Below are 22,344 nucleotides of genomic sequence, written 5' to 3'. Positions count from 1 at the left end.
CAGGTGTGTCAGATCAAGCCGTTACCACTTGTAGCCGACGCTGGCCATTACGTTGCGACGGTCGCCGTAATAGCAGTAAAAACCGTCGCAGGTCGAAATGTATTCTTTATCGAACACGTTGTTGGCATTGACGCTGAGACTCACACCCTTGAGCGTATTGTTCAGGCGGCCCAGGTCGTAATGGACTGCCGCGTCATAGACGGTGTAGGAACTGCTATGGCCATCTGATGGATCGCGTACGAAGCCCATGCTGCCGATGGCGATATTGTCGGTTTCGCCGATATAGCGCACGCCGGAGCCGATTCCAAAGCCATCCAGAATACCTGTATGCCACGTGTAATCAGCCCATGCAGAAGCCTGGTTTTCTGGGGTCAGTGGTAGTGGGCGGTTTTTATCCAGAGGGTCGGTGACTTTAGTCATCTTGCTGTTGGCGTAGGTGTACGCGGCCGTCAATTTCAAGTTCTCGTTGACGTTACCGGTAGCTTCCAACTCGAACCCGCGCACATTGGCCTCACCCAGTGGGCGAGATACACCGAGGGTGTCACTGAGTACGATGTCTTTGCGGGTCAGGTCATAGGCAGCTGCGGTGAACAGGATGTCGCTGCCCGGAGGCTGGTACTTGATACCGACCTCATATTGTTTGCCAGTGCCTGGACGGAAAGCCGCGCCATTGGCACCACCGGCTTCTGCCTGGAAGGATTCGGCGTAGGAGATGTAAGGTGTAAAGCCGGAGTCGAACACGTAACTAAGCGCCGCGTTGCCGGTGAAGGCGGTGTCGTCGCGAGTGTCCTTTGCATCGTTCATGTTGTAGAAGGTCGTGTCGGTGTGCAGCCAGTCCTGACGGCCGCCCAACGTCAGGCGCCAATTATCCAGGTCCATCTGGTCCTGGAAGTACAGGCCGGTGTCATGGGTCTTCTGGTTGTAATCATTGAACGCGGTGTAGCTGACGTTGCTAAAGTCCTGGCCGTAAATCGGGTTGATGATATTGCTGGTCGGCGCACTGCCAAACAGCCATTTGTAATTGGTGTTGACGCGCTGGTGGTCCAGGCCCAGCAACACTGTGTGCTTGATCGAACCCGTGTCGAAATCCGCCTGGAAATTGTTATCGACGGCGAACTGACTGATGTCTTCGTTGACGACGTTGGCACCTCGGGCCAGGGTACCGTCGTCACTGACCGAACCGAAAAAGCCGCCTGCGGTGATGCCTTGGAAGGACAGGTCGCTCTTGGTGTAGCGCAGGTTCTGACGGAACTGCCAGACATCGTTCATCCGGTGCTCAAAGGCATATCCCAACGCGTAATAGGTCTTGTCGTAGAACTCCCACTCCGGATCACCGAGATTCTTGTGGTACTTCACTTCGCCTGCAGGCGTTGAAAGTTTGGTGCCTTGTAAAGGAAGGAACTGGCTGGTGATGCCTGTGTCGTCACGGTTGAACTGACTCAGGAGCGTCAGTTTGGTGTCGGGATCAATGTTCCATGTCAGGCTGGGGGCGATGTTGTAACGCTTGTCGTCGTTGTGCTCGATGGCTGTGTTGCTGTCCCGCACCACGCCGCTGACACGGTAAAGAAAGCGCCCTTCATCATCGATGGGGCCGGTGCTGTCGAAGCTGATCTGCTTGCGCTGATAGCTGCCGATCTGCAATTGCACTTCGTTGCTGGCAATGTCTTCAGGGCGGCGGCTGACCATATCGATCAAACCACCAGGAGGCGTCTGGCCATAGACCGACGACGCAGGGCCGCGCAGCAAGGCGACACGTTCCAGATCCCAGGTTTCCATCTTCGGCATGGTATAGGTGCCCTTGGGTAGGGGCAGTCCATCGAGGTATTGGGTGGGCTCAAATCCACGAACCTTCAACCACTCGGCGCGGCTATCGCTGCCGTAGCTGCTGGCTACGACGCCGGGCATGTAACGTACTGCGTCATCCAGGTTTTGTACGGCGCGGTCTTGCATCTGTTCACGGGTTGCAACAGAAATTGACCGCGGTGCCTCCGTCAGTGCCGTATCGGTTTTAGTCCCGGCTGCCGTACGTTTGGCGAGGTAACCTTCCACCGGTCCCCAGGCACTTTCGGTGTTTTCCACGCCAATGACGGCGGTTTCCGGCAGGGCCATTACGCCTTCGGGCACGGCCACCAGGCTATAAGTGCCAGCGCTGCTTTGTTCCAGTTGCAGACCGCTGCCGCGCAAGGCTTCGCGCAGGGCGCCGGCTGCGTCGAATTGGCCTTTGACCGGCGCCGAGGTTTTGCCCGCCGCCAGTGAAGGATTCAACGACAGCGCCAGGCCGGCCTGGCTGGCGATCTGGTTCAGGGTGCTGGCCAATGGCGCGGCCGGCAGGTTGTAGGCGCGAACGCTGGACGCCTGTTCAGCGGCGATCAGCTGATTGCTGGCCAGAGGGGCACAAAGGGCAATGGCAATCGCCAGCAAACTGGGGCGCAACAAGGTGTCTAGAGAACGGGACATACAGCGGCTCCTGAATGGAAATATTTCTCAATTGCCTAGGTGCCGAACGAGAATTCAAAAGTGATAGGGCTGATTGAAAATAATTTCGATTCAGTAAACAAGTGGTTATGGATTGTCAGATGTCATCAGGTTTGTGGTGAAGCCGATGACCCCTTCGCGAGCAGGCGTCTTACCTGGCTCAACATCACTTGGCTTCAGCCTTCGTCACCGTTACCCACCACGGCGTGTGCTGTTCGATCTGCACCGGCAGGGTCGGCAGCAGGGCGCTCAGGGCCAGATCGGTGTCATGCAGCGGGAAGCTGCCGGTGATGCGCAGGTCGGCGATTTCAGGTGCAACACCCAAATGCCCGCGTCGATAACGACCGAGTTCATGAACCAGGTCCTCCAGCCGCGTGTTGTCCACCACCAGCATGCCGCGGGTCCAGGCATCGGCGCCGAGGTTGAGCGCGACGATCGGCCCGAGGCCATTGCTGCGCATCAGGACTTGCTGGCCTTCACGCAGAATCTGCTCTTCAGGGCTCGACTCGGGGTGGGCCGCCACCGCCGATTTCAGCACGCTCAGGCGCGTGCCTTCTTCTTCGCGCTTGATCAGGAACCTTGTCCCTAACGCGCGCATGCTGCCTTCGCGGGTTTCGACGATAAATGGCCGAGCGTCTCCATGGCCGGTTTCGACGAGGATTTCCCCTTCCTGGAGGATGATCAGCCGTTGTTTTTCATCGAAACGCACATCCACGGCACTGTGGGTGTTGAGGTTGATCAGCGTGCCGTCGGTCAGGCGCAGGGTGCGTTGCTCACCGGTGGCGGTGCGCTGGTCGGCCAGCCAATAGTCGATCGGCAGATAACGATCACCGGCGAACAACGCCAACCCGATCACCGCGACGATACTAGCCATGCCGCTGCCGAGTTTGCGCACGCGCCGGCGAATGCTTTCGCGCGATTGCAGCAACGCGGTGCGTGCCGGGCCGCTGGCAACGCTGAAGCGCTGGTCGAGCATGCCCAGTTGGCGCCAGGCCCGCGCATGCTCTTCGTGGGCGGCGTGCCATTTGGCGAACTCTTCGCGTTCCACCGGGTTGCCGGCGTCCAGGGACAACTGCCAGGCAATCGCGGCATCCAGCACCTGCGCCGAGACGGGTTTGGAGCTGATCGGACTCATACCGGCTCACCGTACAGCGCGATGTAGCACTGACGAATGCCCTGGGTCAGGTATTGACGCACCCGCGGCACTGACACGCCCAGGCGCTCGGCGATTTCGGTGTGGCCGAGGCCGTCGAGACGGTTATAGAGAAACGCCGCCCGGGCTTTGCTAGAGAGCTTGCCGAGCAGGCGGTCGATGGCTTTGAGGTCTTCGAGGATCAGTTGCTGTTCTTCCACCGACGGTTGTTCACCTGCGGGGATCAGCATCAGTTCAGTGAGGTAGGCCTGTTCCAGCGCGGCGCGGCGGAAATAGTCGAACAGCAGGCCCTTGGCAATCGCCACCAGAAATGCGCGCGGCTCGCGCGGCTCCTTCAGTTCTTCACGACCCAGCAAACGCACGAAAGTGTCCTGGCTCAGGTCTTCGGCTCGTTGCGGACAGGCTACATTGCGTCGCAGCCAGGCCAATAGCCAACCGCGATGGTCGCGATACAACGCACCAACGAGCTCACTTTGAGGGCTTTGGACTGACGACACGCAGCATCACCGATTGGGAAGTGTTAACTAACGAGAATTGTTCGCGATTGCGGCAGAGGCGGGGGAGGTAAGCAATTGGCGCTGGTCGGGTTGGAATAACCAGTTTTTTTGACCCGCACGGATCTTGTAGCAGCTGCCGAAGGCTGCGTTCGGCTGCGCAGCAGTCGTAATATCAGTCACCGCGGTGCGTCAGGTGAATCTCGCGGGCAGAGTTGACGACTGCTGAGCAGCCGAACGCAGCCTTCGGTAGCGGCTACAAAGGATTGCGGTGGCTGTTAGAAAGAGGGCGCTCGCTGCCGTCGCTTCCACTGATTCATCCGCTGCTGCAAATTCAATGGGCTATGAATCTGCATCTGCCGCGCCCGGCTGAACAAAATCAACGCCAGTTCAGCGGTGGCCAACGCATCGGCACTGGCATTGTGGCGCTCGAACACTTCCAGTTTGAACCAGTCGATCCACTCATCCAGCCCGGCATCGCGAATGTGCGCCTGAGGGCAAAGCAGCGGCGCGATATCAGCTACATCCAGAAATGGATGCTGCAACTTGTAGCCCAGATGATCTTTCAAGGCGCGCCCGAGCATGTGCTGATCGAATGGCGCATGAAACGCCAGCACCGGACTGTCGCCAACAAACTCCATGAATTCGACCAGGGCCTGAGCAGGGTCGCTGCCAGCGGCAATCGCACTCGGCCCCAGGCCATGGATCAGCACGCTGGGAGCCAACTTCATGTCGGCACATTGCAACGTGCGTTCGAACTGCTGGCTGAAATCGATCGCCCCGTCCTCGATCACCACCGCGCCGATGGACAACACCCGGTCTTTGTTCAGGTTCAGCCCGGTGGTTTCCAGGTCTAGCACCACCCAGCGCTGTTCGCGCAGGCTGCATTCGCCAAGCTCTGCCGCCGAAGGCAAGCGTTGCAGACGTTGTTGAAGTTCGCCGGGAAGGCTCGGACCTGCCGGGCGCAGCCATGAAAACAGGCTCATAGCTGATACCGCAGGGCCAGGCTGCTTTGCAGGCGTTGTGCCTGGCGCAGGGATTCACGCAGGATCCGTCGATCCAGATGATTGAGGCTGTCTGGATCGACCCGGTTGGAGTAGGGCAAGTTCTCCCGGGTCTGTAGCTGATGTTGCTGCATGCGGGCTTGCTGGATGAAGTGATAGGCCTCTTCGTACGCCGCACCGTCCAGCCGTTCGATGACTTCTTTGTCCACCAGTTGGCGGAAGCGCTCCAGCGTGTTGTTCGCCTCGATCCCATGGGCCAACGCGAGCAGTCGGGCACCGTCGACAAACGGCGTCAGCCCCTGGATTTTCAAATCCAGAGTGGCTTTCTCGCCATTCTTGCGAGCCAGTACGAACTCACGGAAACGTCCTACGGGCGGACGGTTGCGCAGGGCGTTCTCGGCCATCATCCGTTGGAACAGTCGGTTGTCATTCACCTGATCGAGAATGCCCTGGCGCAGCTGCTCGCAGCCTTGCTCGTCGCCCCAGACCACGCGCAAGTCGAAATAGATGCTCGAACCCAACAGGTTCTCCGGCGTTGCCTCGCGGATAAACGCCGCAAAACGTCGCGACCATTCGGCCCGGGACAGACACAGCTCAGGGTTGCCGGCCATGATGTTGCCCTTGCACAGGGTGAAACCGCAGAGCGCCAGGCTCTGGTTGATCTGCTGGGCAATGGGCAGCAACTTGCCGCGAATCTCGGCGGCGTGGGCCGCGTCCCGGGCTTCGAACAGAATGCCGTTGTCCTGATCGGTGTGCAGCGTCTGCTCGCGTCGGCCTTCGCTACCGAAGCACAGCCAGCTGAACGGAATGCCGGGGTCACCTTTCTCGGCGAGGGTCAGTTCGATCACCCGGCACACGGTGTGGTCGTTGAGCAGGGTGATGATGTGCGTGATCTGGGTTGAAGAGGCGCCGTGGGCCAGCATGCGCTCCACCAGTTGGCCGATCTCGCCGCGCATCGCGACCAGATTTTCCACCTTCTGGGCGCTGCGGATAGTCCGCGCCAGATGCACCAGATCGACCCGTTGCAGGGAAAATAAGTCACGTTCCGAGACCACGCCGCACAGGCGATGGTCCTTGACCAGACAGACGTGGGCGATGTGCCGCTCGGTCATGGCAATTGCCGCATCGAAGGCGCTGTGGTCCGGCGACAGGTAAAACGGCGCCTGGGTCATGTGGCGCTCGATGGCTTCGTTGAAGTCGTTAGTGCCGTCGGCGACCACATGGCGCAGGTCGCGCAGGGTGAAAATCCCCAGCGGCGCTTTGTGTTCGTCGACCACCACAATGCTGCCGACCTGCTGCTCATGCATCAAGGTCACGGCTTCACGCAGTGGCGTGGTCGGGCTGCACGTCACCGGATGGCGCATGGCCAATTCGCCCAGGCGGGTATTGAGCGAGTATTGGGTGCCGAGGGTTTCCACGGCTTTTTGCTGGACTTGCTGGTTGACCTGATCCAGCAGGCTGCTCACGCCGCGTAGGGAAAAGTCGCGAAACGCGTTGGAAAGCGCGAACAGTTTGATGAACGCCTGCTTGTTCAGCTGTAGGCAAAAGGTGTCTTCGGAGGCCAGATGTTCGGTACGAGTCGCGCGCTCACCCAGCAGCGCGGCGAGGGGAAAACACTCGCCGGTGGTGATTTCGAAAGTGGTTTCGGTGCCGCCCTTGGCCGTGTGGGGCCGTTCACCCACGACCCGGCCTTGTTTGACGATGTAGAAATGTTCAACCGGACCGTCGGCGGGCTTGAGGATGCTCTCGCCGGGCGCATAAAAACGCAGTTGACACTGCTCGACCAGGTACGCCAGGTGGGCGTGTTCCATTTGATTGAAGGGCGGGAAGCGCTGAAGGAATTGCAAAGTGCCCTGGATATTCTGCAACACCGCGGTTTTCCCTGCCTGTGTGAAGGCGTCCGCTTTACTCATAACCATTACCGCAGTCTTTTTTGAATTGTTGTTGTCGGATGACTTAGCCATGGTCGGCCCCTGCGCGCAGGGTGCCCATTGGACGTAAGTCTAGGTAGGCAGTGAACCTGTCGGTATTTGGGAAATGTCTGACGCAACTGTGGGAAAAACCTCCTGCATTGGCTATAGGAAAACTTTCCGACGAAGTGCACATTGAAGGTCTGCTTAGCGATGTCTGACGGATGAGCTAGGGAATAGAAATGAAAACGTAGAGTAAGCCATGTCCGACCACGATATTTTGAGCGACGCCGAGCGCGAGGCGCTGAGTGCCGTCATGCAGGAACCTGACCTGCCGCCGCAGCGGGTGCTGATCGTCGACGACGATAAAGACGCGCGTGAGTTGCTGTCGGAGATTCTGGCGCTGGACGGGGTGCGCTGCATGACTGCCGCCAGTGGCGAAACTGCACTCAAGATGTTGGAGACGATGCCATCGATTGGCCTGGTGATTACCGATCTGCGGATGGGAAATGTCGATGGTCTGGACCTGATCCGTCAGGTCCGTGAATCGGTTCGGGCGGCAATGCCGATCATCATCGTTTCCGGTGACGCCGACGTGAAAGATGCGATCGCTGCGATGCACTTGAGTGTGGTCGACTTCCTCCTCAAGCCTGTCGATACCGGCAAGCTGTTGGCGCTGGTCAAGCATGAGCTGGGAATGGATGTGTAGGAACCGATTTGAAGCAAAAAAGCCCTGATCTTTCGATCAGGGCTTTTTTTTGTCCGGCGTCAGCGCTTAGTTACAGGCCATTGGCAGCCTTGAACTCGCGGCGACGACGGTGCAGGACCGGCTCGGTGTAGCCGTTCGGCTGCTTCGTGCCTTCGACCACCAGTTCGACCGCCGCCTGGAAGGCGATGTTGCTGTCGAAGTTCGGCGCCAATGGACGGTACAGCGGGTCATTGGCGTTTTGACGGTCAACCACTGGCGCCATGCGCTTGAGGCTTTCGATGACCTGATCTTCGGTGACGATGCCGTGACGCAGCCAGTTGGCGATGTGCTGGCTGGAAATACGCAGCGTCGCACGGTCTTCCATCAGGCCGACGTCGTTGATGTCCGGCACTTTCGAGCAACCGACGCCTTGGTCGATCCAGCGCACCACATAACCGAGAATGCCCTGGGCGTTGTTGTCCAGTTCGTTCTTGATCTGTTCCGCGGTCCAGTCTGGATTGACGGCCAACGGGATGGTCAGGATGTCATCCACCGAAGCGCGTGCACGTTTGGCCAGTTCGGCCTGACGGGCGAACACATCGACCTTGTGATAGTGCAGCGCATGCAGCGCAGCGGCGGTCGGCGATGGAACCCAGGCGGTGTTGGCACCGGCCATCGGGTGAGCGATTTTCTGTTCGAGCATCGCTGCCATCAGGTCCGGCATGGCCCACATGCCTTTACCGATCTGGGCGCGACCTTGCAGGCCGGTGCTCAAACCGATATCGACGTTCCAGTTCTCATAGGCGCCGATCCACTTCTCAGCCTTCATGTCCGCCTTGCGCACCATCGGGCCGGCTTCCATGGAAGTGTGGATTTCATCGCCGGTACGGTCGAGGAAACCGGTGTTGATGAACACTACACGCTCGCTGGCAGCCTTGATGCAGGCCTTGAGGTTGACCGTGGTACGGCGTTCCTCGTCCATGATCCCGACTTTCAGCGTGTTGCTTGGCAAGCCGAGCACTTCTTCGATGCGACCGAACAGCTCGTTGGTGAACGCCGCTTCTTCCGGGCCGTGCATCTTCGGCTTCACGATGTAGACCGAGCCGGTACGGCTGTTCTTGCGCGAGTTGTTGCCGTTGAGGCTGTGGATTGCCGCGAGGCTGGTGACCAGACCGTCGAGGATGCCTTCCGGCACTTCGTTGCCATCCTTGTCGAGGATCGCGTCGATGGTCATCAGGTGACCAACGTTGCGCACGAACAGCAGCGAACGACCATGCAGGCTCAGTTCTTTACCATCGACACCGGTATAAGTGCGGTCGGCATTCATGGTGCGGGTAAAGGTCTGACCGCCCTTGGAGACTTCTTCCGACAGATTGCCCTTCATCAGGCCGAGCCAGTTGCGGTAGATCACCACTTTGTCATCGGCATCGACGGCGGCGACCGAGTCTTCGCAGTCCATGATGGTGGTCAGCGCGGCTTCCATCAGGATGTCTTTGAGGCCGGCAGCGTCGGTCTGGCCGACCGGGGTGCTGGCATCGACCTGGATTTCGAAGTGCAGGCCGTTGTTTTTCAGCAGGATCGCGGTCGGTGCGGCGGCATTGCCGTGGAAACCGATCAGCTGTGCATCGTTGCACAGGCCGGTATTGCTGCCGCCTTTAAGGGCGACCACCAGTTTGCCGTCAACGATCTTGTAGCCGGTGGAATCGACGTGAGTGCCGGCAGCCAATGGCGCCGCTTCGTCGAGGAAGGCGCGGGCGAAGGCGATGACCTTGTCGCCGCGAACCTTGTTGTAGCCTTTGCCTTTTTCCGCGCCGTCAGCCTCGCTGATGGCATCGGTGCCGTAGAGCGCGTCATACAGCGAACCCCAGCGGGCGTTCGAGGCATTGAGCGCGAAGCGGGCGTTCATCACCGGAACCACAAGCTGTGGGCCGGCCATGCGGGCGATTTCGTCATCGACGTTTTGCGTCGTTGCCTGGAAATCGGCCGCTTCTGGCAGCAGATAACCGATGTCTTGCAGGAAGGCTTTATAAGCCACGGCGTCGTGCGCCTGACCGGCGCGTTCCTGGTGCCAGGAATCAATACGAGCCTGGATATCATCGCGTTTGGCGAGTAGGGCTTTGTTCTTCGGCGCCAGGTCATGAATGACCTTGTCGGCACCGGCCCAGAACTTATCGGCGGTGAGGCCGGTACCGGGAATGGCTTCGTTGTTCACGAAGTCGAACAGGACTTTGGCGACCTGCAGGCCCCCGACTTGAACGTGTTCAGTCATTGCTTGCCTCACTCTGCTCAGCTATTTCGCTTTTCAGCTCTTCAATTTTGACAATGAAGCCTCTGGCCATTTAAACCACAAACCCGTCTGCCAGTACATGCCCGTTCGGGCGGCTGGGTTCGGTCCAATCAACGGCTTGGATGCCTTGCTGACGGGGCTTTCAGGGTTGCGACTGTGCCTGTGGCAGACATCGATCCAACGTTATGTAGTGCGCGCTGCGGCATACTACATGATGAGTTGCGGTTGTGAAAATTAGACTAATTACGTCGTTCTGCGACCCCATGACGCATTGCAGTCATGTCGGGGAACTGGATGTTCTCAAAAAACTGTTGGATTGTTCCAGTTAAATATAAAAACTTGTACACATAATCTTCATTGCCCTGCTATGGGGCTTTGGTTTTCTGAGACGCCGAGCCGATTCCGGTCCCTTGCCTATACTTGGTCTTCCATAACAAAAGTCATGACAAGAGGGCTGCGCCATGGACCACCTCGTACTCACTGTTTTCGCTCCGGACAAGCCAGGGCAGGTCGAGCGCATTGCCCAATGCATCGCCGAGCACGGCGGCAACTGGCTGGAGAGCCGCATGTCACGCATGGCCGGGCAGTTCGCCGGGATTCTTCGCGTGGGCGTGCCGGCTGAGGCCTACGATGAATTGGTCGATGCCCTACAGGCGTTGTCCGCCCATGGCATTCGCGTGCTGATTGCCGAAAGCGGTATCGAGCAATCCTGCACCTGGAAACCGATTGCCATGGAATTGGTGGGCAATGACCGCCCGGGGATCGTACGCGACATCACGCGTCTGCTGAGTGAACAGGGGGTGAACCTGGAGCGTCTGGTGACCGAAGTACGTCCGGCGCCGATGAGCAGCGAGCCTTTGTTTCACGCTGAAGCGATTCTCGCCGTGCCGCTGACGCTGTCTCTGGACGTGCTGCAATCGCGCCTGGAGACCCTGGCGGATGATTTGATGGTCGAATTGGTACTGCGCAGTGAACCCTGAAAAGGTTATCCAAGTTATACGTGCACCTGCCTGTGGATAACCTGTAGAGACAGCCCGCCAGGCCACGTCAGCCGGGGCTCTTCAGATTCTGATCAAAAAACCAGCAGTTTCAGGGACTTGCGCACAAACGCCGGGGATCACGCTGTGGATAACCTTGGGAAGGATCGGTGCAGGCCACATAGAACGTGGCCTGTGGAGATTTGTACGTTTTTTGATCAGCGGCGGCGACGCAAACTTATCACCGCATCGACGCTGTAAACCGCCAGGCCAGCCCAGATAAAGATGAATGCCGCGAGGGTGCTGGATGACAAGTGTTCATCAAACAGCAGAACGGCTTGCAGCAATACCAACGTCGGCGCCAAGTACTGGAGAAAACCCAGCGTCGTGTAGGGCAAATGCCGTGCAGCGGCGTTAAAACACACCAGCGGCACCAGTGTCACCGGACCGGCGGCCACCAGCCACCAGGCTTCGGACGTGGTCCAGAATTCGGCTTGAGCGCTGCTCGCGGTGGGGTTGAACAGCAACCACGCGACGGCAATCGGCACCAGCATCCAGGTTTCCACCACTAGCCCCGGCAACGCTTTGACCGGTGCCTGCTTGCGGATCAGTCCGTAAAAACCAAAGGTCAGCGCCAGCACCAGGGACACCCACGGCAGGCTGCCGACTTGCCAGACCTGTTGCGCGACGCCGACCGCCGCCAGGCCAACCGCCAGCCATTGCATGCGCCGCAGTCGTTCACCAAGGATCAGCATGCCCAACAGCACGTTCACCAGCGGGTTGATGTAGTAACCAAGACTGGCTTCGAGCATGCGCCCGTTGTTCACCGACCAGACGTAGGTCAGCCAGTTGGCCGCAATCAGCGTGCCGCTCAGGGCCAGGATTGCCAGGCGTTTCGGGTTGTCACGCAACTCGCGCCACCAGCCCGGATGTTTCCACACCATCAGTAGCAAGGCGCCGAACAGCGCGGACCAGAGCACGCGGTGGATGATGATCTCCACGGCAGGCACGTTGGCGATGGCTTTGAAGTAGAGCGGGAAAAGTCCCCAGATGATGTAGGCACTCAGGCCCAGGATGTACCCGCGACGCGGGTTGGCGGCTTGCATGCAGAATCCTTGCTTAGGCAGCTAACAAAGAGGGGATTGTAAGGAGATTTGTCTACGAATGTCGTACCTGAATAGGTTGGTTAATTGTGAACACGAACAACTGTGGGAGCGAGCCTGCTCGCGAAAGCAGTAGTTCATTCAGCATCACTGTTGAATGTGAAACCGTATTCGCGAGCAGGCTCGCTCCCACATGGGGATCTGTGTTCGTCAGAAGAGCTTCAGGGGTTCTTCATTGAGCGCAGCCAGTTGTTCGCGCAACGCCAACACCTGATCGCCCCAATACCGTTCCGTACCGAACCACGGAAAACTGTGCGGGAACGCCGGGTCGTCCCAGCGGCGGGCCAGCCAGGCGCTGTAGTGCATCAGGCGCAAGGCGCGCAGCGGTTCGATCAACGCCAGTTCCCGTGGATCGAAGTCGTGGAACTCGCTGTAGCCGTCCATCAATTCCGACAACTGACCGAGACATTCCTGACGATCACCCGCCAGCATCATCCAGATGTCCTGCACCGCCGGGCCCATGCGGCAGTCGTCGAGGTCGACGATGTGGAACATCTCGTCGCGGCACATCATGTTGCCGGGGTGGCAGTCGCCGTGCATGCGGATGTTCTTGTGCGGCGTAACGTTGTAGACCTCTTCCACACGCTTGAGCAGGTCGCGGGCCACGGACTCGTAGGCCGGCAGCAGACTTTTGGGTACGAAATTGCCTTCGAGCAATGTCGTCAACGAGTCATGACCGAAGTTCTTCACGCCCAGCGCTTCGCGGTGTTCGAACGGTTTTGTAGTGCCGACGGCGTGCAGGCGACCGAGCAGTTGCCCCAGGCGATACAGCTGATCGAGATTGCCGGGCTCCGGCGCTCGGCCACCACGGCGGGGGAACAGGGTGAATCGGAAACCATTGTGTTCGTGCAGGCTGGCACCGTTGTGAATCATCGGCGCGACTACCGGTACGTCGCATTCGGCGAGTTCGAAGGTGAATTGATGCTCTTCGAGAATCGCTTCGTTGGTCCAGCGCTGCGGACGGTAGAACTTGGCGATCAGCGGCTCGGAGTCTTCGATGCCGACCTGATAGACACGGTTCTCGTAGCTGTTGAGCGCCAGAATGCGCGCGTCGCTGAGAAAGCCGATGCTTTCGACGGCATCGAGCACGAGGTCTGGGGTGAGGGTTGCAAACGGGTGGGCCATGCTGACTCCTGCGCGCAGCAGGCTGCCGCGTCCGGCCAAGCATGGTAGCGCAGACGGGGTGTCTTTAGGGCCTTGCCTTGAGATGAGTGTTGTCTGGGCGGACGCTTTCGCGAGCAGGCTCGCTCCCACACTGGGTTTGCGGTGTGTCACAAATCCAGTGTGGGAGTGAGCCTGCTCGCGATGGGGCCTGATCAGGCGCCGACGACCCCGCCATCTTCCCGGGAAATCGCCATCACCGAAGACCGCGGCTTGCCATTCGGCAGATGCTCAGGGAACGTTGACCCGCCGTTTTCCCCCGGATGCTGAATCCCGACAAACAAGGTCTTCTGGTCTGGTGAGAAGCTGATCCCCGTCACCTCGCAGCCTACCGGCCCGACCATGAAGCGGCGGATTTCCCCGGTGACCGGATCAGCACACAGCATCTGATTGTTGCCCATGCCCGCGAAGTCGCCGGCGTTGCTCGAATCGCCATCGGTGAGAATCCACAACCGCCCAGCCTTGTCGAAACCCAAGCCATCCGGACTGTTGAACATGTTCTGCGGCGTGATGTTCGACGAACCGCCCTTCGGCGTGCCGGCGTGGACACCCGGGTTGCCGGCGACCACAAACAGGTCCCAGGAAAAGCTTTTGGCACCGTGATCATCGCGGTCAGTGCGCCAGCGCAGAATCTGCCCGTAGACGTTCTTCTCGCGCGGGTTCGGTCCGCCCACCGGCTGACCATCCTCGCCTCGCTTGGCGTTGTTGGTCAGCGTGCAATAGACCTGGCCATCCTTGGGGCTGACGACGATCCATTCCGGACGGTCCATGCGCGTAGCTTTCACCACGCTGGCCGCGAGGCGGGCGTGAATCAACACTTCGGCCTGATCGGCGAAACCGTTGCTGGCGTCGATGCCGTTTTTGCCGTGGGTCAGTTCGATCCATTCGCCCTGGCCTTTTGGGTGATCGGCGTTGCCGTCGCCCGCGTCGAAACGCGCCACGTACAAGGTGCCGTGGTCCAGCAGGTCGCGGTTGGCCTTGGGGTTTTGGTGGTTGATCTTGTCGCGGCTGACGAATTTGTAGATGAACTCGCCGCGCTCATCGTCGCCCATGTACACCACGGCGTGACCGTCACTGGTTTCGGCCAGGGCGGCGTTTTCATGTTTGAAGCGGCCCAGCGCGGTGCGTTTGACGGGCGTCGATTGCGGGTCGAACGGGTCGATTTCCACCACCCAGCCGTGACGGTTGAGTTCGTTGGGGTTTTTCGCCAGGTCGAAGCGCTCGTCGTGTGGGTGCCAATTGATCTCTTTGCTGGCCGCCACTGCGCCGTAGCGTTTCTGCGCGGCGTCGAATTTTTGTTCGGCATTGCTGCTGCCGAAGCAATCGGTGAAGTTCTCTTCGCAGGTCAGATACGTGCCCCACGGCGTCTTGCCGTTGGCGCAGTTCTGGAAGGTGCCGAGGACGTTCTTGCCGTGTGGGTCGGCGCTGGTTTTTACCAAGGCGTGACCGGCGGCTGGGCCGCTCAAGCTGATCGGCGCGTTGCCGTGAATGCGCCGGTTGTAGCGCGAGCCCTGGACAAAATGCCACTGGCCGTTCTTGCGCTGTACTTCGATTACCGACACGCCTTCGCAGGCCAACGCCTTGCGCACGTCAGCAGCCGATTGCGGCATGCCGCCGTGGGCGTAGAGGTAGCGATAGTTGGTGTACTCGTTGTTGATCGCCATCAGCGCCCGGTTTTTATCACCGGGAAACTCGAACAGGCTCATGCCGTCGTTGTTGTCGCCGAACTGGACTTCCTGATGTTCGGCGGAGCCGTTGCCACTCGGGTCGAACGCCGGGCCGTTCTTCTGCAGGGGTTGCCCCCAGCTGATCAACACCGAAGATTTGTAGCCTGGTGGCAGGGTTATGGCGTCGCTGGTGGCGGCGGGGATACTGTCAAAACCCAACAGTTTGCTGGAGCCGGCGCTGACACTGGCGGCCAGTACGCTGCGGCTCAGCAGGTTGCCGCCCAGGAACATCGCTGCACCGCAAAGGGCGCCGGCGCTGATGAAGCCACGACGGCTGAGGCCGACCATTTTCTCGAGGTCGGTGGATTGGTTGTCTTCTAATAGGCTCACATCAGGCTCCCTGCGGGTTTTTGCAGTCACCTTAATGAGCGTTAATGACACTTGTGTTTCAAAGCGGTGTACCGAGTAAAACGTTGGATGGCGCGAACTGCACCAACACCGGTTTGTCAGTGGCGAGGCCGAGGGTTCTCAAGTGCAGCGGTTCGGCCAGCGCGCAGAGTGTCTGGCCATTGGGCAGACCGATGCGCACTTCACTGGGGCCGTCCTCGGCGTCGAGAATTTCCTCGATGATGCCCTTCAGGCAATTATTGCCGGGTGTTGCCACTTGATTGATGCCCAGTAACTCCAGCCAACCGGCCTTGATCAGTGCGACCACTTCGGTGCCGGTTTCGAGGTCCAGACGCAGGGTGCTGTCGTGAGTGATCTGAGCATCGATGCTCAAGCCTTCGGCCAATTCGAGACGAATCCGGTCGTTGTGCCCTTGGTTATCAATTGCCACAACCTTGCCATGCAGTTGATTGCGGGCGCTGGTTCTGAGCATCAGTCGGCCGAGCAGGCCGAGATCGCTGGCATCTTCGGCGGCTTCCAGCACCTGAGCCTGCAAGGCTTGCAGCTTTTGATACAGGCGCAATACGCGCTCGCCTTCGCTGGAGAGTTTGGCGCCACCGCCGCCCTTGCCGCCGACACTGCGCTCCACCAACGGTTTTTGCGCAAGGTTGTTCAGCTCATCGATGGCGTCCCAGGCCGCTTTGTAACTCAGCCCCGCGCTTTTCGCGGCGCGGGTAATCGAGCCTTGTTCGGCTATGTGTTGCAGCAACGCGATGCGCTGCGGACGACGGACAATGTGCTGCGACAACAACGTAGGCAAGGACATGGCAAGACGCTTTGGGCTGTGGCGATGGGAAGGACGTTGGCCGCTGGAAGCCTGGGAGTCAAGTCAGGGCGCATCGCCGGGTTTGGGTGTGCGGGCCAGGCAATAGACGTCGACACGTGCGGCGCCGGCGTCCATCAACAGGCGAGCCAGGGCCTGGGCCGTGGCGCCGGTGGTCAGTACGTCATCCACTAGCGCCAGGTGACGACCGTTGATGACAGCATCGGGTGCCAGAGCGAAGGCGTTGCGCAGGTTCTTTTTGCGGGCCTCGGCATTCAGGTCCTGTTGTGCGCTGGTGTCCTGAATCCTCAGCAACAGCGTTTCATCGCTCGGAATGTCGAGGCGGGTGCTGAGCCAGCGGGCGAGCATCGCGGCCTGGTTGAAACCCCGTTTACGCAGTCGTTTGGAGGCCAGCGGAACCGGGATGAGCGCGTCGGGTCGATTCAGGTCTTCATCGAAGCGATGTTGCAGGAACTGAGCGAGAAGTTCGGCGAGCAGGCGACCAAACGGCCACTTCGCAGAGTGTTTGAAGCGTGTGATCAACGTGTCCACCGGAAAACTGTAAGTCCAGGGCACGGCAACTCGCTCGAAGGCTGGCGGTTGTTTCAAACATTGGCCGCAGGTCAGGCCGGCAGTGGGCAACGGCAGAGCGCAGGTTTGGCATTGATCGCCAAGCCAGGGCAACTCCGTTTCACAGGCCATGCAGATGGGTGTGCATTCATCGGCGGGTTCTGAACAGAGCAAACAGAATTGGTCGTTTTTTAACCAGATGTAAACCGGTCCTTCGTATCGTGGTTGACAGCGCATGAGTCTTCCTTAAATATGCCGAACATCCGTGTCGCGTCTGTGGGTATTCCATTCCCCAGCCGCTTGCCAAGCATAAAACAAAGGAAACACCCATGAGCGCCAGCACCACTGCAACCCTGCGTCATGACTGGTCTTTGGCCGAAGTCAAAGCACTCTTCGTTCAGCCATTCAATGACCTGTTGTTTCAGGCGCAGACGGTGCACCGCGCGCATTTCGACGCCAATCGGGTCCAGGTGTCGACGCTGCTGTCGATCAAGACCGGTGCCTGCCCGGAAGATTGCAAATATTGTCCGCAGTCCGGTCACTACAACACCGGCCTGGAAAAAGAAAAGCTGATGGAAGTGCAGAAGGTTCTCGAAGAGGCCGCTCGCGCCAAGGCCATCGGTTCGACCCGTTTCTGCATGGGCGCGGCGTGGAAACATCCGTCGGCCAAAGACATGCCTTACGTGCTGGAAATGGTCAAAGGCGTGAAAGCCATGGGCCTGGAAACCTGCATGACCCTCGGTCGCCTGGATCAGGACCAGACCGTTGCGTTGGCCGACGCCGGCCTCGACTACTACAACCACAACCTCGATACCTCGCCTGAGTTCTACGGCAGCATCATCACCACCCGTACTTACAGCGAGCGCCTGCAAACCCTGGCCTACGTGCGTGAATCGGGGATGAAGATCTGTTCCGGCGGCATCCTCGGCATGGGCGAGTCGCTTGATGACCGCGCCAATCTGCTGATCCAGCTGGCCAACCTGCCAGAGCATCCAGAGTCGGTGCCGATCAACATGCTGGTGAAAGTCGCCGGTACACCGCTGGAAAATGCTGATGACATCGACCCGTTCGACTTCATCCGCATGCTGGCTGTCGCACGCATCCTGATGCCGCAATCCCACGTGCGCCTGTCCGCCGGCCGCGAAGCGATGAACGAGCAGATGCAGGCCCTGGCGTTCTTCGCCGGTGCCAACTCGATTTTCTACGGCGACAAACTGCTGACCACCGCCAACCCGCAGGCCGACAAGGACATGCAACTGTTTTCGCGCCTGGGCATCCTGCCGGAAGCGCGCGAAGAGCACGCTGACGAAGTGCATCAGGCCGCGATCGAACAAGCGCTGGTTGAGCAGAAGAGCAGCGAGCAGTTCTATAACGCTGCTGTTTAATCGCGCCACCGATACCTCTGATTGAAATGCAAAACACTGTGGGAGCGAGCCTGCTCGCGAATGCGATTTGATATTCAACATAGATGTTGAATGTTATGGCCTCTTCGCGAGCAGGCTCGCTCCCACAAGGTACAGCGATCGCTACTGAATTCTGATCCACGAGGCCTGCATGTCTTTCGATCTCAGCGCGCGCCTTGCTGCCCGTCGTGCCGAAAATCTCTACCGCCAACGCCCATTGCTCGAAAGCCCTCAAGGCCCGGAAGTGGTGGTCGATGGTCAGCCGTTACTGGCGTTCTGTAACAACGACTACCTGGGCCTGGCCAATCACCCGCAAGTGATCGAAGCCTGGCGCGCCGGTGCGGCCCGTTGGGGCGTCGGCGGCGGGGCGTCGCATTTGGTCATCGGCCACAGCAGTCCGCATCACGCGCTGGAAGAGGCTCTGGCCGACTTCACCGGTCGACCGCGTGCGCTGTTGTTCACCACCGGTTACATGGCCAACCTCGGCGCAGTCACCGCGCTGGTCGGGCAGGGCGATACGGTGCTGGAAGACCGGCTCAATCACGCTTCCCTGCTGGATGCGGGTCTGTTGTCCGGAGCGCGCTTCAATCGCTATCTGCACAACGACGCGGCGAGTCTGGCCAAGCGTCTTGAGAAGGCGACCGGCAACACCCTGGTGGCCACCGACGGCGTGTTCAGCATGGACGGCGACATCGCCGACCTGCCGGCGCTGGCTCGGGAGGCGAAAGCCAAAGGCGCCTGGTTGATGGTCGATGACGCTCACGGGTTTGGTCCGCTGGGCGCCAATGGTGGCGGGATCGTTGAGCATTTTGGCCTGAGTCAGGAAGACGTGCCGGTACTGGTCGGCACCCTCGGCAAGGCGTTCGGTACCGCCGGGGCTTTTGTGGCTGGCAGCGAAGAGCTGATCGAGAGCCTGATCCAGTTCGCCCGTCCCTACATTTACACCACTAGCCAGCCGCCGGCGCTGGCCTGCGCGACGCTGAAAAGCCTCGAATTGCTGCGCACTGAACACTGGCGACGTGAGCATCTGAAAACGTTGATCAGCCAATTCCGCCACGGTGCCGAACAAATCGGCCTGGAGTTGATGGACAGCTTCACGCCGATCCAGCCGATCATGATTGGCGATGCCGGGCGTGCGGTTCGACTGTCGCAGATGCTGCGTGAACGCGGTCTGATGGTCACTGCGATCCGTCCACCGACCGTGCCCGCCGGCAGCGCCCGACTGCGGGTGACCCTGACTGCCGCGCACAGCGAGGCGCAGGTGCAGCTATTGTTAAATGGACTGGCCGATTGTTTTCAACAACTAGGACCGGAGCCAAGCCATGCGTGATCGCCTGATTTTGCTGCCCGGCTGGGGCCTCGGAATTTCTCCCCTGGAGCCCTTGGCGGCAGCGTTACAAGGACTGGATGAACACTTGCGGGTCGAGATCGAGCCGTTGCCGGAACTGGAATCAAGCGATCTTGAGGAGTGGCTCGATGAGCTGGACTCGACGTTGCCTCAGGACGCCTGGCTCGGCGGCTGGTCGCTCGGCGGCATGCTCGCTTCCGAGTTGGCGGCCCGGCGCGGCGATCGTTGCTGCGGCTTGCTGACGCTGGCGAGCAATCCAAGCTTCGTGGCCTGGGCTGGCTGGACCAATGCCATGCACGAAGAGGATTTCACTGCGTTCCTTAACGCCTGTCGTCTTGACCCAGGCGCGACCTTGAAACGCTTCAGCCTGCTTTGCTCCCAAGGATCTACTGACCCGCGGTCGCTTGCTCGGCTTTTATTAGCGGCAGCCCCCAAAACTACGGCACCTGTGCTGCTCAGTGGCTTGGAACTGTTGGGTGGGTTGGGCACGCGTCAGGCCTTACTGGACTTTCAAGGGCCGCAACTGCATTTGTTCGCCGGCCTCGACGGGCTAGTCCCGGCAGAAGCTGCCGGGGAGCTTTTGGCGCTACTGCCGGACGTCGAAATCGGTCTGATTGAACAGGCCAGCCACGCGTTTCTTCTGGAAGACCCTCACGGTGTGGCGGGGGCGATTCAGGCCTTTTTGCATGAGTCCGGTGATGACTGATTTATCCCTTCCCAACCTGCCCGGCGGTTTGCCCGACAAACGCCAGGTGGCGGCATCTTTTTCCCGTGCGGCGGCAAGCTATGACAGCGTGGCCGAATTTCAGCGCGACGTTGGCAGTGAATTGTCGAGTCGATTACCGGAGGACTTCGTGCCGGGTGTGTGGCTGGATCTGGGCTGCGGCACCGGGCATTTCAGTCGTGCATTGGGCGAGCGATTTCCTGCCAGTCACGGCCTGGCACTGGACATCGCCGAAGGCATGCTCAATCACGCCCGGCCGTTGGGTGGTGCAACGCATTTCATCGCAGGCGATGCCGAGCGGTTGCCGTTGCAGGACTCGACCTGCGATCTGATCTTCTCCAGCCTGGCGGTGCAGTGGTGTGCGGACTTCGCTTCGGTGCTCGGTGAAGCCAATCGCGTATTGAAACCTGGCGGAATTTTCGCGTTTGCTAGTCTGTGCGTGGGCACACTGTTCGAGCTGCGTGACAGCTGGCGTCAGGTGGATGGCATGGTGCACGTCAACCGCTTTCGCGAGTTCGGGGTTTATCAACAGCTTTGCGCGGACAGTGGGTTGAGCGTCGCGAGTCTGGAAACTCGACCTCACGTGTTGCATTACCCGGATGTGCGCAGCCTGACCCATGAACTCAAGGCACTGGGTGCCCACAACTTGAACCCCGGTCGTCCGGGTGGTTTGACCGGCAGGGCGCGGATCCTCGGATTGATCGAGGCGTATGAGCAATTTCGTCAGGCCCAAGGCCTGCCGGCGACTTATCAAGTGGTCTACGCCGTGTTGGAGAAACCTTTATGAGCGCAGCCTATTTCATCACTGGCACTGACACCGATGTCGGCAAGACCACCATTGCCGCAGCTTTGCTGCATGCCGCGCGGTCAGCCGGTTTGAGCACGGCGGCGGGCAAACCGGTCGCCTCCGGTTGCGATGTGACGCCCAAGGGCTTGCGCAACGCTGATGCATTGGCGCTGTTGGCGCAGTGCTCGTTGCCTTTGACTTATGCGCAGGTCAACCCAGTGGCATTCGAACCACCGATCGCACCGCATCTGGCGGCGCGGGAGGCCGGCGTGGCATTGACGGTGCAATCACTGTTGACGCCCATGCAGGAAATTCTCGATATGCAAGCGGACTTCACCTTGATCGAAGGTGCTGGAGGCTGGCGAGTGCCTTTGGCGGATCAGGACAATCTGTCGGACCTGGCGATGGCGCTGGGTCTGCCGGTGATCCTGGTGGTGGGTGTGCGCCTGGGTTGCATCAACCATGCGCTGCTGACGGCCGAGGCGATTGCTCAGGACGGTTTGCAGTTGGCGGGGTGGGTGGCCAATATCATCGATCCGAAGACTTCGCGTCTGGAAGAAAACCTTGCGACTCTTGCTGAGCGGATCCCGGCACCGTGCCTTGGGCGAGTGCCGAAACTCAAGGTGGTGACGGCTGAAGCGGTGGCGGAGTATCTGCAGCTGGATCTACTGGACTGAGTTTTCTGGCAGGGGTTTTAACTATGACAAGGCACTGTGCTATTAGTGTTTTTGTCGGGCCTTTTGTCAGTGGGTCTGATTCAATGGCCGCTGTTGATCCTTTGTAGGACGAGTTCTCCCATGGAAATCTCAGGAAACACCGCTTTTTATGCCGGTCTGAGCACTATTCAGACAGGGCAGAACCGTGTCGATCAGGCCTCTGGGCAGATCGCCAACACGACGATCGAGCGTTCGGTGACCAGCCAGTCTTCCGAGGCGCAGGTTGATCGTCTGCGCTCGGTGGATCGCAGTCAGCAGTCGGACCTGGCCAGCAATATGGTCGAGATGTCCCAGGGCAAATTTCAGGTTGAACTGGGCGTCAAAGTCGCCAAGGCATCCGATGAAGTGCTCGGTACGCTGATTGATACCTACGCTTGAATCCTCGCTGAACCCGCTCCCTCAACGCCGCGACTATTCGCGGCGTTTTTTTGTGTAAGTCCTTCTCGCTCAACTAATCTTTCCTCCACAGCGCATTGCTCAGGCGACGGTGTTGCGTTGCTGTGGGTCTGGTATTTGCCTCGGGTGATGACGAACGGCAAAAGATCGGCGCTTGACAAGATTTAGGCGTAAACGTATGTTTCAAACAACTGTTTGACCGTCACAACAA

19 protein-coding genes are annotated in these 22,344 nt (G+C 59.4%); 8 read left to right on the top strand and 11 right to left on the bottom strand.

Features of this window, described 5'->3' with window-relative positions; translation table 11 throughout:
• Positions 1-21: 21 nt before the first annotated feature.
• From QFX16_RS26740 to QFX16_RS26720, 5 genes are all read right to left on the bottom strand, one after another.
• Entirely contained in the window at positions 22-2,457 is a 2,436-nt protein-coding gene (locus tag QFX16_RS26740) for a TonB-dependent siderophore receptor (RefSeq protein WP_283181944.1), read from the bottom strand.
• Between the two features lie 184 nt (positions 2,458-2,641).
• Positions 2,642-3,610 (bottom strand): FecR domain-containing protein, encoded by a 969-nt coding sequence (locus QFX16_RS26735; protein ID WP_283181943.1) that lies wholly within the window; start codon positions 3,608-3,610, stop codon positions 2,642-2,644.
• Positions 3,607-4,125, bottom strand: coding sequence for an RNA polymerase sigma factor (locus QFX16_RS26730; RefSeq protein ID WP_283181942.1), 519 nt, complete (start codon positions 4,123-4,125; stop codon positions 3,607-3,609). Before QFX16_RS26730 ends, QFX16_RS26735 begins: the two co-directional genes overlap by 4 nt.
• 275 nt (positions 4,126-4,400) lie before the next feature.
• Positions 4,401-5,108: a 3'-5' exonuclease gene (locus QFX16_RS26725; RefSeq protein WP_283181941.1), complete on the bottom strand. Its 708-nt coding sequence runs from the start codon at positions 5,106-5,108 to the stop codon at positions 4,401-4,403.
• Positions 5,105-7,045 carry a putative nucleotidyltransferase substrate binding domain-containing protein gene (locus QFX16_RS26720; protein ID WP_283184641.1) on the bottom strand — a complete coding sequence of 647 codons (1,941 nt, stop codon included), beginning with the start codon at positions 7,043-7,045 and terminating at the stop codon, positions 5,105-5,107. The genes QFX16_RS26725 and QFX16_RS26720 overlap by 4 nt, the downstream gene beginning before the upstream one ends.
• A gap of 253 nt (positions 7,046-7,298) precedes the next feature.
• Here QFX16_RS26720 and QFX16_RS26715 point away from each other — a divergent pair, with 253 nt between their 5' ends.
• Entirely contained in the window at positions 7,299-7,745 is a 447-nt protein-coding gene (locus tag QFX16_RS26715) for a response regulator (protein WP_134420510.1), read from the top strand.
• Positions 7,746-7,815: 70 nt separating this feature from the next.
• Here the strand turns inward: QFX16_RS26715 and QFX16_RS26710 are convergent, their stop codons facing one another.
• Positions 7,816-9,993, bottom strand: a complete 2,178-nt coding sequence (locus QFX16_RS26710) for a malate synthase G (protein WP_283181940.1) — start codon at positions 9,991-9,993, stop codon at positions 7,816-7,818.
• 479 nt (positions 9,994-10,472) lie between these two features.
• On the opposite strand from QFX16_RS26710, the gene QFX16_RS26705 reads away from it, so the two are divergent.
• Positions 10,473-10,991 (top strand): glycine cleavage system transcriptional repressor, encoded by a 519-nt coding sequence (locus QFX16_RS26705; RefSeq protein ID WP_007947710.1) that lies wholly within the window; start codon positions 10,473-10,475, stop codon positions 10,989-10,991.
• A 215-nt stretch (positions 10,992-11,206) separates the two neighbouring features.
• Here QFX16_RS26705 and rarD read toward each other — a convergent pair whose 3' ends face one another.
• From rarD to QFX16_RS26680, 5 genes are all read right to left on the bottom strand, one after another.
• Positions 11,207-12,094 (bottom strand): EamA family transporter RarD, encoded by an 888-nt coding sequence (gene rarD, locus QFX16_RS26700; RefSeq protein WP_283181939.1) that lies wholly within the window; start codon positions 12,092-12,094, stop codon positions 11,207-11,209.
• A 207-nt stretch (positions 12,095-12,301) separates the two neighbouring features.
• On the bottom strand, positions 12,302-13,276 hold the full coding sequence (locus QFX16_RS26695; RefSeq protein WP_129440587.1) for a serine/threonine protein kinase: 975 nt from the start codon (positions 13,274-13,276) through the stop codon (positions 12,302-12,304).
• Positions 13,277-13,467: 191 nt separating this feature from the next.
• The gene (locus QFX16_RS26690; protein WP_283181938.1) at positions 13,468-15,369 is read right to left on the bottom strand and encodes a PhoX family protein; all 1,902 of its coding nucleotides are present in this window, start codon (positions 15,367-15,369) and stop codon (positions 13,468-13,470) included.
• Positions 15,370-15,427: 58 nt separating this feature from the next.
• Positions 15,428-16,192, bottom strand: a complete 765-nt coding sequence (locus tag QFX16_RS26685) for a TOBE domain-containing protein (RefSeq protein ID WP_283181937.1) — start codon at positions 16,190-16,192, stop codon at positions 15,428-15,430.
• Positions 16,193-16,255: 63 nt separating this feature from the next.
• Entirely contained in the window at positions 16,256-16,996 is a 741-nt protein-coding gene (locus tag QFX16_RS26680) for a ComF family protein (protein WP_283181936.1), read from the bottom strand.
• A gap of 92 nt (positions 16,997-17,088) precedes the next feature.
• Between QFX16_RS26680 and bioB the strand changes: the two genes are divergently transcribed.
• The 6 genes from bioB to QFX16_RS26650 all read left to right on the top strand — a co-directional run bounded on the left by bioB (position 17,089) and on the right by QFX16_RS26650 (position 22,115).
• A complete protein-coding gene (bioB, locus tag QFX16_RS26675; protein WP_059407420.1) occupies positions 17,089-18,144 on the top strand; it encodes a biotin synthase BioB in 1,056 nt (351 codons plus the stop codon).
• A gap of 169 nt (positions 18,145-18,313) precedes the next feature.
• Positions 18,314-19,492, top strand: a complete 1,179-nt coding sequence (gene bioF / locus QFX16_RS26670) for an 8-amino-7-oxononanoate synthase (protein ID WP_283181935.1) — start codon at positions 18,314-18,316, stop codon at positions 19,490-19,492.
• Positions 19,485-20,216, top strand: coding sequence for an alpha/beta fold hydrolase (locus tag QFX16_RS26665; RefSeq protein WP_283181934.1), 732 nt, complete (start codon positions 19,485-19,487; stop codon positions 20,214-20,216). Before bioF ends, QFX16_RS26665 begins: the two co-directional genes overlap by 8 nt.
• Positions 20,209-21,021, top strand: a complete 813-nt coding sequence (bioC, locus tag QFX16_RS26660; protein ID WP_283181933.1) for a malonyl-ACP O-methyltransferase BioC — start codon at positions 20,209-20,211, stop codon at positions 21,019-21,021. Before QFX16_RS26665 ends, bioC begins: the two co-directional genes overlap by 8 nt.
• Positions 21,018-21,698 carry a dethiobiotin synthase gene (gene bioD / locus QFX16_RS26655; RefSeq protein ID WP_283181932.1) on the top strand — a complete coding sequence of 227 codons (681 nt, stop codon included), beginning with the start codon at positions 21,018-21,020 and terminating at the stop codon, positions 21,696-21,698. The genes bioC and bioD overlap by 4 nt, the downstream gene beginning before the upstream one ends.
• Positions 21,699-21,818: 120 nt before the next feature.
• Complete coding sequence (locus tag QFX16_RS26650) at positions 21,819-22,115, top strand: pyrroloquinoline quinone biosynthesis protein PqqE (RefSeq protein WP_129440603.1); 297 nt, start codon at positions 21,819-21,821, stop codon at positions 22,113-22,115.
• The last annotated feature ends 229 nt before the right edge of the window (positions 22,116-22,344 follow it).

Source organism: Pseudomonas svalbardensis (assembly GCF_030053115.1).
Taxonomy (GTDB): Bacteria; Pseudomonadota; Gammaproteobacteria; order Pseudomonadales; family Pseudomonadaceae; genus Aquipseudomonas; species Aquipseudomonas svalbardensis.
The sequence above is the reverse complement of the archived record's forward strand: the minus strand, read 5'-3'. Positions and strand labels throughout refer to the sequence as shown.